10 protein-coding genes are annotated in these 14,466 nt (G+C 67.9%); 4 read left to right on the top strand and 6 right to left on the bottom strand.

The annotated features are described in order from the left end of the window. Positions 1-153: 153 nt before the first annotated feature. The 4 genes from FKZ61_RS11585 to FKZ61_RS11570 form a co-directional block, all read right to left on the bottom strand. The gene (locus FKZ61_RS11585; protein WP_141610284.1) at positions 154-1,092 is read right to left on the bottom strand and encodes a CPBP family intramembrane glutamic endopeptidase; all 939 of its coding nucleotides are present in this window, start codon (positions 1,090-1,092) and stop codon (positions 154-156) included. A gap of 37 nt (positions 1,093-1,129) precedes the next feature. After that, positions 1,130-2,227 (bottom strand): AmmeMemoRadiSam system radical SAM enzyme, encoded by a 1,098-nt coding sequence (gene amrS / locus FKZ61_RS11580; RefSeq protein ID WP_407659902.1) that lies wholly within the window; start codon positions 2,225-2,227, stop codon positions 1,130-1,132. Further along, complete coding sequence (gene amrB / locus FKZ61_RS11575) at positions 2,227-3,087, bottom strand: AmmeMemoRadiSam system protein B (RefSeq protein ID WP_141610283.1); 861 nt, start codon at positions 3,085-3,087, stop codon at positions 2,227-2,229. Before amrB ends, amrS begins: the two co-directional genes overlap by 1 nt. Before the next feature lie 780 nt (positions 3,088-3,867). Beyond that, positions 3,868-4,767: a YitT family protein gene (locus FKZ61_RS11570; RefSeq protein ID WP_229964222.1), complete on the bottom strand. Its 900-nt coding sequence runs from the start codon at positions 4,765-4,767 to the stop codon at positions 3,868-3,870. 335 nt (positions 4,768-5,102) lie between these two features. On the opposite strand from FKZ61_RS11570, the gene FKZ61_RS11565 reads away from it, so the two are divergent. From FKZ61_RS11565 to FKZ61_RS11555, 3 genes are read left to right on the top strand one after another with little or no spacing between them, the layout of a single operon-like run. Beyond that, positions 5,103-5,492, top strand: a complete 390-nt coding sequence (locus FKZ61_RS11565; RefSeq protein WP_141610281.1) for an ArsR/SmtB family transcription factor — start codon at positions 5,103-5,105, stop codon at positions 5,490-5,492. Next, complete coding sequence (locus FKZ61_RS11560; protein WP_141610280.1) at positions 5,489-7,585, top strand: heavy metal translocating P-type ATPase; 2,097 nt, start codon at positions 5,489-5,491, stop codon at positions 7,583-7,585. The genes FKZ61_RS11565 and FKZ61_RS11560 overlap by 4 nt, the downstream gene beginning before the upstream one ends. Next, entirely contained in the window at positions 7,582-8,112 is a 531-nt protein-coding gene (locus FKZ61_RS11555) for a hypothetical protein (protein ID WP_141610279.1), read from the top strand. The genes FKZ61_RS11560 and FKZ61_RS11555 overlap by 4 nt, the downstream gene beginning before the upstream one ends. Before the next feature lie 26 nt (positions 8,113-8,138). Here FKZ61_RS11555 and FKZ61_RS11550 read toward each other — a convergent pair whose 3' ends face one another. Beyond that, positions 8,139-9,269 carry a TIGR04053 family radical SAM/SPASM domain-containing protein gene (locus FKZ61_RS11550; protein WP_141610278.1) on the bottom strand — a complete coding sequence of 377 codons (1,131 nt, stop codon included), beginning with the start codon at positions 9,267-9,269 and terminating at the stop codon, positions 8,139-8,141. 476 nt (positions 9,270-9,745) lie between these two features. Here FKZ61_RS11550 and FKZ61_RS11545 point away from each other — a divergent pair, with 476 nt between their 5' ends. Continuing rightward, positions 9,746-13,354: a proline dehydrogenase family protein gene (locus FKZ61_RS11545; RefSeq protein ID WP_141610277.1), complete on the top strand. Its 3,609-nt coding sequence runs from the start codon at positions 9,746-9,748 to the stop codon at positions 13,352-13,354. Positions 13,355-13,361: 7 nt separating this feature from the next. On the opposite strand, the gene cobJ is transcribed toward FKZ61_RS11545, so the two are convergent. Further along, positions 13,362-14,207 (bottom strand): precorrin-3B C(17)-methyltransferase, encoded by an 846-nt coding sequence (gene cobJ, locus FKZ61_RS11540; protein WP_141610276.1) that lies wholly within the window; start codon positions 14,205-14,207, stop codon positions 13,362-13,364. Positions 14,208-14,466 lie beyond the last annotated feature (259 nt).

Raw genomic sequence — 14,466 nt, 5'->3', positions numbered from 1 at the left:
AGCGCCCGGACGCGTCGTCTATTCACATCGGGTCGTCCAAATAAGCTCGTGCGTGGTGCGTGAACAAATACACGCACCACGCACGAGCCATCACGCACCATGACGGAATCCATGGGCGGCTCTTCTACTGCGGTCTATTTACGCTGAGCCGTCTTACCCCTCCTCGTCCCCCGCGCCCCCGGTCGGTTCACGCCACAGACACCACAGGGCCACCAGGGTGAAGCCGGCCGAGCCAATCAGGCCCACCGGCAGCGGACCCAGCAGGGGGTTGGGCTCCCCCTGGGTCAGGAGAGCCGGGAAGGTTCCCACGCCGTTGATGGCCGCATGGCCGATGACCGCCGGCCAGACGCTCCGCCCCTGCACCGTCAACCAGCCCAGAAAGGTCCCCACCACAAAGGTGAACCAGATCATGGCCAGGATGCCGCTCCAGGGCGCGCCCGGGTATCCTACGCCGTAGTTGTGCCCCATGGCGATGAGGGGCGCATGCCACAGGCCCCAGATGATCCCCATGAGCACCATGGCCGGCCGCCAGCCCAGGGGGAGCAGCTTCGGCTGCAGGTAGGCCCGCCAGCCGAATTCCTCGCCAAAGGTGAAGAGGCCGTTGACCAGGGGCGCCAACAGCACAGCCTGGATGAGCTGCAGGGCCGCCAGCGCCGACAGGGAGATGGGCGGCTCCGCCCGGCCGGCCTGCGCCAGCAACTGGCGCAGCACGCCCAGGGAGGGGTCGAACTGGTGGGGAAAGAGCAGGAAGTAGAGCCCGCTGCCCAGCAGGGTCAACAGGGCCGGCAACACCCAGGCAGCCAGCCAGTAGGGCCAGGCCCGGCGCAGATGGGGCCGGAGCCCGCTCCCTTGCCAGCCCTCCCGGGTCCACAGCCGGGTCAGGACGTGGGCCAGGGCCGGCGCCGGCATGTAGACCAGCGCCACCAGCACGGTGGCCAGGTTGAGGACGCCCGGCACCAGGGCCGGGCCGCCGTTTAGCCCGCCCATGCCGTAGATGACCAGGGCGGTGGCCCAGGCCAGGCCAAAGGCCAGGAGCAGGAAGAGAACCACCCGGCGTCGATGAATGGGTCGATGGATGGCCAGCCTGGCCATGAGCACCTCCTTTGTGAAGTGTTGGGGATGGAAAGGTTTACAGGAAAAGGCGCTCCCGCCGCGGGCCCCACTGCTCCGGCCGGGCCTCAAAGTGGCCCGCCAGCCGGGTGCCGCAGAAGCGACAACAGCCCTGCTCGTCCAGGTTCCACGCGCCCAGGTGATACCAGTTCCGCTCAATCAAAAGGCGGCCACAGCCGGCACAGTAGGTAGACTGCCCCTCCCGGTCCCACACGTTGCCGGTGTACACGTGATGGAGGCCCGCGGCCAGGGCCTGCTGACGGGCCCGGCGCAAGGTCGCCGCCGGCGTGTGGGGCACGTCCATCATCTTGAAGTCCGGATGGAAGGCGGTGAAGTGCAGGGGTACATCCGGCCCCAGGTGCTCCACAAACCAGTCGCACAGGCGGGCGATCTCCGCTTCAGAGTCGTTGTGTCCCGGGATGAGCAGGGTGGTCACCTCCACCCAGACGTCGGTCTCGTGGACCAGCCAGATCAAGGTGTCCAGCACAGGCTGGAGGTGGGCGAAACAGAGCTTGTGGTAAAAGTCTTCGGTGAAGGCCTTGAGATCCACGTTGGCCGCGTCCATCACCGCGTAGAAGTCCCGGCGGGCCTCGGGAGTGATGTAGCCGGCGGTGACGGCCACGGTCTTCAGCCCCAGCTCATGGCAGGCCCGGGCCGTGTCGATGGCGAACTCGGCGAAGATCACCGGGTCGTTGTAGGTGAAGGCCACACTGCGGCAGCCGGCCTGGCGGGCCGCCTGGGCGATCCGCTCCGGGGCCGCCCAATCGCTCAGCCGGTCATCCTGGCGAGCCTTGGAGATGTCCCAGTTCTGGCAGAAGCGGCAGCCCAGGTTGCAGCCGGCCGTGCCGAAAGAAAGGACACTGGATCCCGGGTAGAAGTGGTTGAGGGGCTTCTTCTCGATGGGATCGATGCAAAAGCCAGAGGCCCGGCCATAACTGGTGAGCAGCATTCCCTCCTCGTCCGCCTGGCGCACGAAACAGAAGCCCCGCTGGCCGGGCCGCAGCCGGCAATAGCGCGGGCAAAGATCACACTGGATGCGCCCATCGGCCAGGCGATGCCACCAGCTTCCCCGCACCACGCCGGGCGCAATCATCTCTCGGGTCGAGCCATTGCCCATCATGGCATCTCCTCCTCGTCCTCCATCTGGGGGACCTGCCAGATCACCGCCGCCCCATAGCCCACCACGGCGGAAAAATCCCCGCTCACATCCCCCGAAGTGCCGTAGGCCACCACCGCCGCCCCATGGGCGCCCCGGCACAGACAGGCCCACAGCACCGCTGCAATCGCTCCCCGGCCACAGGCGAAACCAAGCCCCATCTCCTCCGCCTGGATGACGCCTGCCGGATCCAGCGCCTGGATGCGCGCCAGGATCTCTGCATCCAGTTGGCGGGCCCGCTCCTGCGGGTAAAAGTGGGAAAGGTCAGAGCTGGCCACCAGCAGGGCCGAATGCCCGGCCAGGACCTGGTTGAGCGCCTCGGCCACCCCCCGCGCTGTCGCCTCATCCTGGGCCCGCAACATGAGGGGCAACAGGTGAAACGAGCCCAGGACCCGCTGCAAAAAGGGCAGCTCGATCTCCACCGCGTGTTCCCGGTCCCGACGCACCAGGGTCAGGCCATGGCCCAACCGCTCCCGCAGGGCGGCGTCCAGCGCCACGCGCATCTCCAGGGCCAGCGGGACCAGCCCCAGGGGCGTGGCGTACGCGTCGTGGCCGCTGGTCAAGACCGCGCCGGGGTGGGGATGGTGGAAGGGAGAGAGGATGACCACCACCTCGGGCCGCAGGCCCTGCAGGCAGCGAAAGGCATGGGCGGCCACGCCACCGGAGTAGGCCAGGCCGGCATGGGGCACCACGATGCCCAGGATGACACCGGGCGGCGGATCCACCTGAGCCTGCGCCAGCAGGCCATCCACGGCTTGCTCCAACTGCTCCCGACGACCCGGATACCACAGGCCAGCGATGGGCGACGGTCGCACGTCCATGGTCCGTTCTCCCCGCCAAAAACATACGACGACTGTTCGGCGTCAATACCACGGCAGAAATTCGGCGGCACAGCCACGGCTGAAAACCCTCGGCGAACTTCTGCCGGGTTGAACGTTCCAATCCCATTGTACACCTGAACAGGCCACTTTTGAAGGGGCACTATCTTTGCGGGTATAGTTCAAGATCGTCGGTGCAGGATGTAGGGACAGGGGCCCAGAGGCGGGAGCCCCCTGGGCGCCGCCCTGTCCGGGTTGGGCGGGCGCAGCAAGCAGCGCCCCTACAGCATCCGATGGACAAACTCCGACGATTGTGAACCATACCCTATCTTTGCCTGTTATTTTCAGCCCCAGATTCCACGGATGACGCCGCATCACTATCTTTGCAGATCCGCCCCATCGATTTCACAGCCGCCCCACCTATCCGTGGCGTCCGATCTGCGCGGATGGCGGCTCCTGTCGTAGGTGCGGTCTCCGGCCGCACGGTGGTGCCCAAAAGGGCGCCCGTTCCCGTAGGGGCGGGCCGCCGTGCCCGCCCGCTGTCGCGGTCGAACCGGCCACCCACGGCGGGCCAGAGACCCGCCCTACGCACGTGTTGCACCCAATCCGGACAGGTGCAGGGACGGCAACGGCTGCGCAGCGACTGGGTCGGCATCTGAGGATGCCGGGCTGAATCTGCGTGAATCTGCGTCCTCTTTCAGGACAGGATGCGCACGCCGCGAAAGGACAACGGTTGTGAAGGGACAACCTCTTTCGCCGCAAGCAGCGGTTCCGCCCACGACATCAGCCCCGCCGACGTCGGCGCTTCAGGGGCACAAAGCCGGCCCCCAGGGCCTGGTGGGCATCGCCGATGACCAGGAAAGCCTGCTCGTCGGTTTCGGCGACAATCCGTTTGAGTTCCTGCACCTGGGGCCGGTAGACGGTGCAGAGGAGCATGTGGCGGGTCTGGCCGGTGTAGCCCCCCTGGATGGGCCACCGGCTGACGCCCCGGGCCAGCCCTTCCATCAACGCGGTGGTGAGCGCGTCCGGCCGGTCGGTGACGATCATGGCCGTGCGCACGCTGCTGGGCCCCTCCAGCGCGTAGTCCGATGCCAGGCCGTTGAGGAAGAGGGCCAGCATGGAGTAGAGGGCGATCTCCCACCCGAAGACAATGCCCATGGTCACCACGATCAGGCCATCGGTGTAGAGGTAGACCTGACTCAAGGGCACCCCTGTGCGAAGCTGGATCACCCGGCCCAGGATGCCGGTGCCGCCGGCGGTGGCACCGGCCCGGTAGATGAGCCCCCCGCCGATCCCTCCCACAATGCCGCCGTAGATGGTGGTCAGCAGCCGGTCCTGGGTGATGGGAAAGGCGGGGGCAAAATGGGGCACGTAGAGCAGAAATAAATCGGTGAAAAGGGAAAAGAGGGCCACCCCCACCAGGGTCCGCATTAAAAAGCGCCAGCGCCCCAGCTGGTAGAAGCCTAGCACCAGCAGGGGCACGTTCAACAGGCCGTAGAGCAGACCCACCGAGACGCCGGTAAAATGGTTGACCACGATGCTCAGGCCGCCGATGCCGCCGGCAGAGATGTTAAAGGGCACCTGAAAGATGGCATAGCCGGCGGCCGCCAGGGCAATGCCCACGGTTATCAGGAAAAGGTTGACGAATTCGGCCCAAATCGCGCCCAGATTGATCCGCCGCACAAAAGGCTCCTTTCTGTTCCCATCTGTTTTGTTCACGTCTGTTCGCACTCCCAATCCACGCCCCCATTCTGCCATACGGACCCCATTGCAGCGCCATCTGGCGGCCGGCCGGGCGAAATTCCGCCGGCGGGTATGTTGCCCATTTGTCGTTGCAGAAGTAGCGACAGGCGCCTGGTCCATGACGGGCGCAGCAAGCAGCGCCCCTACAGTGGCGTCCAATGGACGAATCCCGATGGCCTTGACCGATATCTATCTTTCGCCAGCGCCCGCTTCTTGTTATATATCATCACATCATGATATAATGGGTTATCCATGAATCATCAAGGAGGTGACCCATGCTGATTTACCCGACGCCCCAGGCCACCGCCCTCAAGGCCAAACTCTTCCGGGGCTTTGCCGACCCTTCCCGCCTCTCCATTCTGGAGGCCCTGCGCGCCGGCCCCCGCACCGTCTCCCAAATCGTGGAGGAGACCGGCCTCAGCCAGTCCAACGTCTCCAACCACCTGAGCTGCCTGCGGGACTGCGGCCTAGTCATCGGGCAGCCCCAGGGACGCTACGTCCACTACCAGCTGAGCGACGACCGGGTGGAGCAGTTCCTGCGCCTGGCCGAAGAGCTGCTGGCCGACGTGGCCCGGGGCGTCTACGAGTGCACCCGGTACCAGGTCGAGACGCCAGCGCCCGCAACGTCGGGCGTGACAGCGTCCGTTCAGGAGGTGGAAAAATGAAGGCCCAGCGGCTGGAAGTGCCCATCCAGGGCATGGACTGCCACGAATGTTGTCAACACGTGCAGCGGGCCCTGACCGCCCTGCCTGGCGTCCAGGAGGTGGAAGTCCTGCTGGCGGCCGAAAAGGCCGTGGTCGAGCTGGATCCGGAGCAGGTGGATCTGGCCGCCATCCGCCAGGCCGTGGCCCGGGCCGGCTATCGCGTCCCGGCGGGACCGGAGGGGGCGGGGACTTCGGCCACGGAAAAGCCGGCTGCCGGGCTGCCCCGGGCCGTGCTCTTCTACACCGGCCTGGTCTTCGGCGCCGTGCTGCTGGTGGTGGTGGCCGGCGAATGGCTGGGCCTGCTGGATGCGGTCACCGAACGGGTGCCCTTCACCCTGGGCGTGGCCCTGGTGCTGGTGGGCTGGTATCCGGTGCTGCGCAACGTGCTGCGGGCCGCCTGGCGGGGCCAGGTCATCTCCCACACCCTCATGAGCGTGGGCGTGGTGGCCGCGCTGCTGGTGGGCGAGTGGGTCACTGCCGCCATCGTGGTCTTCTTCATGCGCGTCGGCGACGGGGTGGAACGCTTCACCGCGGAGCGGGCCCGGCGGGCCGTGCGGGAGCTGACCGCCCTGGCGCCCCGGCGGGCCCGGGTGGAACGAAACGGCGCCCTCCAGGAGGTGCCCGCGGAGGAGGTCCAGGTGGGTGACGTGGTGGTCGTCCGCCCGGGGGAACAGATCCCGGTGGATGGGGAGGTGATCGACGGCCAGGCCACGGTCAACCAGGCCACCATCACCGGCGAGGCCATGCCCGTGGAGGCTGGGCCGGGGACGCCGGTCTTCGCGGCCACCCTGGTGGAGCTGGGCCGGCTGCGCATCCGCACCACCCGGGTGGGCCCGGACACTACCTTCGGCCGGGTCATCCGCCTGGTGGAGGAGGCAGAAGCCAACCGGGCCGATGTCCAACGCCTGGCAGACCGTTTTTCCGGCTATTTCCTGCCGGTGGTGGCCCTCATCGCCCTGCTCACCTGGCTCCTGCGGCGGGACCCCCTGGCCACGGCGGCGGTGCTGGTGGTGGCCTGTTCCTGCTCCTTTGCCCTGGCCACGCCCATCGCCATGCTGGCGGCCATCGGCGCCGGCGCGCGTCGGGGCATCCTCATCAAGGGAGGTAAGTACCTGGAGCTGCTGGCCCGGGCCGATGTGCTCCTCATCGACAAGACCGGTACCCTGACCCTGGGCCGCCCCCAGCTCACCGATGTCATTCCCCTGGATGGCCGCCCTGCCGCCGAGGTTTTGGCCCTGGCGGCTGCGGCAGAACGGGATTCGGAACACCCCCTGGCCGAGGCGGTGCGCCAGGCGGCCCAGGCGTGGGGCGTTCCGGCCTATCCAGCCCAGGATTTTGCCGCCATGCCCGGCCTGGGTATCCAGGCCCGGGTGAACGGCCACCAGATCCAGGTGGGCAGCCGCCGTTTCGTGGCGGCCCCGGCTGATGGCGCTGCCGCCCTGGAAACCCAGGGCAAGACCCTCCTCTACGTGGCCGAGGACGGCCGGCCCATCGGGATCCTGGCCGCGTCCGATACGCCTCGGCCCGAGGTAGCCGAGGCGATAGAGCGCCTGCGTGGGCTGGGGCTGCGGGAAATTCGGCTGTTGACCGGGGACAACCGGTTCAGCGCCGCCGCCCTGGCAGAGACGTTGGGCCTGACCTATCAGGCCGAACTTTTGCCTGAAGATAAAGTGGCCGTGGTCAAGGAGTACCAGGCCCAGGGCCACACGGTGGTCATGGTGGGCGACGGGGTCAACGACGCGCCCGCCCTGGCCCAGGCGGACGTGGGCATCGCCATGGGCGCGGCCGGCACGGACATCGCCATGGAGGCGGCCCACGTGGTCCTGATGCGGGACGACTGGCGGCTGGTCCCGGCGGTGTTTCGCCTGGCCCGCCGGGCGGTGGGGGTGGTGAAGATGAATTTCGGCTTCACCGCGCTGTACAACCTGGTGGGCTTGAGCCTGGCCGCCCTGGGCTTCCTGCCCCCCGCCCTGGCCGCGGCGGCCCAGTCCCTGCCGGACCTGGGCATCCTGGCCAACTCATCACGACTCTTGCGAGCCCGGGAGGAATCATGAACCGCACACGCCATCGATCCAACGCCGTCTTCTCTGCTCGGGCGCACCTGGCCGCCCTGCTGGTCACGGCCCTTGCGGGGCTGGTTCTCGCTGCCTGCGGCCTGGCCGGGGCATCAGAAGACGAACTGGCCCAGGCAGAAGCCGCCTGGCAGGCCGCGCCCTTGGCCAGCTACCATGTGGTAGTGGAAGTCCAGCGGCCTCAGGAGCGTCGACGCCACGAGGTGTGGGTACGGGACGGTGAAATTGTCTCCGGCACCCTGCAGTACGGCCAGGATGGCCAGGGCTGGGGGCCACCTCAGCCGGTGGAGACCGCGCAGGCGGCGCCCTTCACCGTGCCGGGCCTCTTCGCCACGGTCCGGGAGCAGATGCGCTATGCGAACCGCCTCTTCGTCCGGGTGCAGCTGTCCGATACCCCGCCCTTCCCCCGCCGCATCGTGCTGGGCCCGGTACGCCAGGATGGCATGCCCGTGGAGGGCACCGAAACCACGGTCGATGTCCGCCTGCTGGAGCCCCTGCCCCCTCCGTGAGGGAGGCATCACACCAGTAGAGGCACCTACGCCAGAGGGACATCCCCAGCGCGCGGCTGATAGGGGCAGAGGGGATCGCTCTCCAACGGGTCGCCGGTGGCTGCGTAGGCCCGGGCCCGAGAGCCGCCGCAGAGAGCCCGGAAGGGACAGATCCCACACTTGCCCTTGAGTCGGTCGGCGTCCCGCAGGGCCTGGAAAAGGGGGCTCTCCCGGTAGATGGAGGCCAGGGGGTGGCGGCGCACATTCCCAGCCGCCAGGGGGAGGAAGCCGCTGGGAAAGACCTGTCCCACATGGGAGACAAAGACAATGCCGTTGCCGTCGCGAATGCCGAAGGCGCGGCCAGCCGGAGAGGCCAGGATCGCTTCTGGAGGCAGCCGGCGGGCCATCTGCTGAACGACAATGCGCCGGTAGTGGTGGGCCTCGGTGGTCTTGATCACGAACTTTGTCTGGGGATCCCGGGCCAGCTGGCTCAGCCAGACCAGCAGCCGCTCACCTTCCGCCGGCGTCACCTCGGCCAGCCCGGCGCCTCGCCCCGTGGCGATCAGGAAGAAAAGCGCCCAGCGGGTAATGCCCACATCCTGGAGCAACTCATGGATGCGGGGGATGTCGTCCAGGGTCTGGGCGGTGACCATGGTGTTGATCTGCAGTGGGATGCCGGCCTCCACCACGGCACGGGCTCCGGCCAGGGTCCAGCGGAAAGAGCCGGCCACCCCCCGGAAGGCATCGTGCCGCTCCGCGGTGGAGCCGTCCAGGCTCAGGGCCACACTCTCCACCCGGGCTGCCTTCAGCTTCCGGATCACCTGGGGCGTCAGCTCCTGGGTGCCGGCGGGCGTCACGGAAATGGAGAGGCCCAGGCTGTGGCCGTAATCGATCAGGGGGAAGAGATCGGGGCGACGCAGGGGGTCGCCGCCGGTGATCACCAGGTGGGGTCGCCTTGGCCCGCCAAACGCCGCGATCTGGCGCAGCAGCCCTTGGGCCTCAGCCGTGGTCAGCTCCAGCGGATTGCGCCGGGGCACCGCTTCAGCCCGGCAGTGGATGCAGGCCAGGGCACAGGATTGGGTGGCCTCCCAGTAGACCAACAGGGGTGCCTGCTCATAGACAAAACGATGGCCCTGCCCGGCAAAGACCGCAGACAGGCGTGGATGACCAGATTCCATGGGATCTCCCCCTCCATTGCGTCTCTACACGTTCATTTTGATCCACAAATCACACAGATGACTCCCCTGCAAAAAGGGCATTTTTCAACGCAAAGGCGCAGAGGGCGCAAAGCCGCAAAGAAACGCAGGAGAGAATTGTTCTAATCAGCGTTTATCTGCGTGGGGCAGCGTCCTCATTTGACCTTTTTGCAGTAGAGCCAAAGATGGCACAGAGAAACAGGGCTTTCTACAGCCCTGTCCGTGTAAGCTGTGGCTCCCAATTCCCACCCTGCCAGTGTAGCCCAGAAATCCCCTGCAGCGCAGGGACCAAAGTCCCATGGCAGAGGGGGACATCCGCCCCAATGCCCGACGCGCCCATTCGTGCCCTATACCACTGAAGGGCTGGCAGACTGTGCTACAATATCAGGAGAAGCCTTGGTCGCTTCCACGGCGCGGTTGACGTGACGCGGTGGACGTGAGAGAAAGGAGCGACGACCATGTCTACCTCCAGCCAGAAGCCGCCTGTGCCGCCCACATCCATCCCCGCAGACCTGCCCCAGCGGGCCGTCTCCCTGGCCGAAGAGCTCCTCATCCAGGCCCGGGCCCAGCAGACCCACGCCGAGAAGGAGCAGGCCGAACGGCTGGCCCGCATGATGGCCGACCCCCAGGGCAAGGAGCTGACCATCGCCCTGGTGGACCAGGCCTTCCGCAGCCACCGGCCGGCCCGCATCGCCGACCAGATCAGCCACCTCCTGGAGGAGTACGGCCCACCCGGCTACATGGACTGGTGGGAGCGGACCGCGCTGACCCTGGGCGCGGTGATGGGCCACTACCTGCCCAACCTGGTGGTTCCCCCCATCATCGCCCGCCTGCGCCAGGAGACCCGTACCGTCATCCTGCCCGCAGAGGAAGGGGACCTGCGCAAATACCTGGAGAAACGGCGCCGGGACGGCGTGCGCCTCAACCTCAACCAACTGGGCGAGGCCATCCTGGGCGAAGGGGAGGCAGAACGGCGCATGCAGGCCTACCTGGCGCTCCTGGCCCGCCCGGACGTGGAATACATTTCGGTCAAAGTCTCATCCATCTTCAGCCAGATCAACCTGGTGGGCTACCGGCGGACGGTGGAGCAGATCAAGGAACGGCTGCGCCGCCTCTACCGCCAGGCCCTGGCCCACCACTATCGCCACCCGGACGGCCGGGTGACCCCCAAGTTCGTCAACCTGGACATGGAAGAGTACCGGGACCTCCACCTGACCCTGGATGCCTTCCGGGAGGCGCTGGAGGAACCCGAATTTCAGCAGCTCTCCGCCGGCATCGTCCTCCAGGCCTACATCCCCGACTCCTTTGGCCTGCAACAGGAGATGACCGCCTGGGCCATCCGGCGGGTGGACCAGGGCGGCGCGCCCATCAAGATCCGGGTGGTCAAGGGCGCCAACCTGGCCATGGAGCAGGTGGAGGCTTCCCTGCGGGGCTGGCCCCAGGCGCCCTACACCACCAAGCTGGAGACCGACGCCAATTTCAAGCGCATGGTGGAGTACGGCTGTCGGCCCGAACATGCCCGGGCGGTGCGCCTGGGCGTGGCCAGCCACAACCTCTTTGACGTGGCCTACGCCCTCACCCTGCGGGCCGAGCGGGGCGTGGAGGAGTTCGTGGAGTTTGAAATGTTGGAGGGAATGGCCAACCACCAGGCCCGGGCCGTGCGGGATGCCGCCGGCGGCCTGCTCCTCTACGCGCCGGTGGTCAAGGCGGAAGACTTCCACAGCGCCATCGCCTACCTGGTCCGCCGCCTGGATGAAAACACCGCGCCCGAGAATTTCCTCCACGACCTCTTCGCCATGGAGCCGGGCAGCCCGGCCTGGATCCGGCAGCGGGATCAATTCCTGGCCGCCTGCCAGGCGGTGGAGACGGTCAAAACCAGCCCCAACCGCACCCAGAATCGCCTGACCGAGACGGCAGCCTCCCCGACCGCGGACGCCCCGGGCCGGCCCCCGGGCTTCTTCAACGAGCCCGACACCGACTGGTCCCTCCCCCCAAACCAGGCCTGGATCGAGTCTGTGGCCCGACGCTGGCAGGAACGGGAGCCCGAATCCATCCCCCTCCAGATCGGCGGGGAGTTCGTCCACACCGGCGAAACGGCCGTGGGCGTGGACCCCTCTCGCCCGAACCGGGTCGCCTACCGCCATGCCCTGGCCGACGCCGGGCTGGTGGACCAGGCCCTGGCCGTTGCGGTGGAAGCCCAGCGAACCTGGGCCCGGCGCCCCGTGGCCGAACGCAAGGAGCTGCTGCTGGCCGCAGCCCAGGAGCTGGGCCGGCGCCGGGGTGACCTCATCGGCGCCATGATGCTGGACGGGGCCAAGGTCCCCGCCGAGGCCGACCCCGAGGTCTCTGAAGCCATGGACTTTGCCCGCTACTACGCCCATGCCCTGGACCTGGGCGAGGCGGTGGCCGACTGTGCCATGGATCCCCTGGGCGTGGTGGTGGTGACGCCTCCCTGGAACTTCCCCCTGGCCATCCCCGCCAGCGGCGTGCTGGCCGCGCTCATGGCCGGCAACAGCGTGATCCTGAAGCCCGCCCCCGAAGCTGTGCTGGTGGGCTGGCAGCTCGTCCAGGCCCTGTGGGCCGCGGGCATCCCCCAGGAGGCGCTCCAGTTTCTGCCCTGCCCCGACAACGAGGTGGGGCAGAAGCTGGTGACCGATCCCCGCACCGCGGCCGTGATCCTTACCGGCAGCATCGAGACCGCGCGCCTCTTCCAGCGCTGGCGGCCCGACCTGCGCCTCTTCGCCGAAACCAGCGGCAAAAACGCCCTCATCGTCACCGCCATGGCCGACCGGGATCAGGCCATCAAGGACCTGGTGCGTTCGGCCTTCGGCCACAACGGCCAGAAATGCTCCGCGGCCAGCCTGGCCATCCTGGAGACAGAGGTCTACGACGACCCGGTCTTTCGACGCCAGCTCCGGGATGCCGCGGCCAGCCTGGCGGTGGGTCCCGTCTGGGATCTGGCCAGCGTCATCACCCCCCTCACCCAGCCGCCCAGCCAGAAGCTGTATCGGGCCCTGACCACCCTGGACCCGGGCGAGGAGTGGCTGTTGGAGCCTCGCCCTGTCCCCCTGGCCGGGGAAGAGGTCCGCGAGCCCCAGGGCCACCGCCTGTGGACGCCCGGCATCAAGCTGGGGGTGCAGCCCGGCTCCTTCTTCCACCAGACCGAGTGCTTCGGCCCTGTGCTGGGACTGATGCGCGCGGACGACCTGGACCACGCCATCGAGCTGGCCAATGGTGTGGCCTTTGGCCTCACCGGCGGCATCCACACCCTGGACGACCGGGAGATCGAGCGCTGGAAGGAGCAGATCCAGGTGGGCAACGCCTACGTCAACCGCCACATCACCGGCGCCATCGTGCGGCGGCAGCCCTTTGGCGGCTGGAAGGCCTCCAACGTGGGGCCCGGCGCCAAGACAGGCGGCCCCAACTATGTGCTGCAGTTTGGGACCTGGCGGCAGGTCACCTTGCCCCGGCAACAGGCCGAGCCCGCCGAGGGGGTGGCCACGTTGCTGGAGCGCCTGGTCAACCAACTGGGCGAACCCCACGCCGCCACCCTGCGGGCCGCGGCCGGGAGCTACGCCTGGGCGTGGGATGAACACTTCCGCCGCGCCCACGATCCCAGCCAGCTCCTGGGCGAGCTGAACCTCTTCCGCTATCGCCCCCTGCGGGGCGTGTTGGTGCGGGCGGAAGCCGGGGTCGAGCCGGCCGCCCTGGCGCAGGCGGTGCTGGCCGCGGCGACTGTGGGCGCACGGCTCACCCTCAGCCTGGGGCCGGACCTGGAAGCCTGGCACTGGCTGCATGGGGTGGCCGGCATTCAGGTGGTGGTGGAAGAGGAAGCCGGCCTCATCGCCCGGCTGGGGGCCGCGGCCCCGCCCTACGACCGCTGCCGGGCCCTGGGGCCCCTTTCCCCGGCGCTGCGCCAGGCCCTCAACGAAGCGGGCGTCAGCGTGGTGGAGGGCCCCGTGCTGGCCAACGGCCGCCTGGAGCTGCGCCACTACCTGCGGGAACAGGCCGTCGCCCAGACGGTCCACCGCTACGGCAACGTGATGGAGAAGTACCGCCGGACCTGAAGCGCCGTCACCGGCTGCCTGGATCGCCAGGGAGGTTCCCAACGGCCGTCAGGTCCCTGTAGCCGCGGGGCGTGGCCAGATGGCCGGCCAGCAGGTAGCTCTGGCTGTTGCCCACCAGCACCAGGGTGAACATATCCACCTGGGCCACGTCGACCTGGCCCAGGGTGGTGACCTGAATCGCCTCATCCGGACGGGTCACTTGCCGGGCGATGGCCACCGGCGTATGGGGAGAACGATACTGGCGCAGGCAATCCACAGCCCAGCGTAGCTGCCAATCTCGGCCCCGGCTGCGGGGGTTGTAGAAGCCGATGACGAAATCGCCCCAGGCAGCCGCCTGGATGCGCCGCTGGATCACCGGCCAGGGGGTCAACAGGTCGCTGAGGCTGATGGTGCAGAAGTCGTGGCTGAGGGGTGCGCCCAGCCGTGCGGCGGCGGCCTGAATGGCGCTCACGCCGGGCAAGACCTCGACCCGGGGACCATCCCCCTGCCAGTCTCGGGCCCGCAACACGTCGTAGACCGGCCCGGCCATGGCGTAGATGCCCACGTCCCCACTGCTGACCAGGGCCACCCGGGCCCCTGCGGCCGCCCGGTTGACGGCCTCCTCTGCGCGTGCCAGCTCCTGGCCGATGGGGCTGGCCACCACCGTCTGCCAGGGCTGGAGCTGCGGCCGGATCTGTTCGATGTAGCCCCGATAGCCTATGATGACCTGGGCCCGCCGCACAGCTTCCCGGGCAGCCAGGGTCATCTGGTCGTGGGCCCCGGGTCCCAGGCTGACCAGGAAGAGGACTCCTTCAGCACGGCTTTCCTCACGGCTTTCCTCACAGCCTTCATTACAATGTGGGGTCGGTTGCATGGCCTCTCACCATCTTTGTTTCAATCCACAGATTTGCAGAACGAAAGCGGGCGGGCACGGCGGCCCGCCCCTACGGGACATGGCCGCTCTTTCGTAGGCGGTAGGGCGAATCATGATTCGCCCCTACATACAGCGCAGCCGTCGGTACCCGTTCACGTGCCTGTGTGTGGCACCATCGGGCGGCTGGGAGCCGCCCCTACCACAAACCGGCGCCCTCTCTTGTAGGCGCAGCTCGTAGCTGCGCACCCGTCGCCGTTCC

Source organism: Litorilinea aerophila (genome assembly GCF_006569185.2).
GTDB classification, from domain to species: Bacteria; Chloroflexota; Anaerolineae; order Caldilineales; family Caldilineaceae; genus Litorilinea; species Litorilinea aerophila.
Note: the sequence above shows the minus strand (reverse complement) of the source record. Positions and strands in the feature narration are given on the sequence as shown.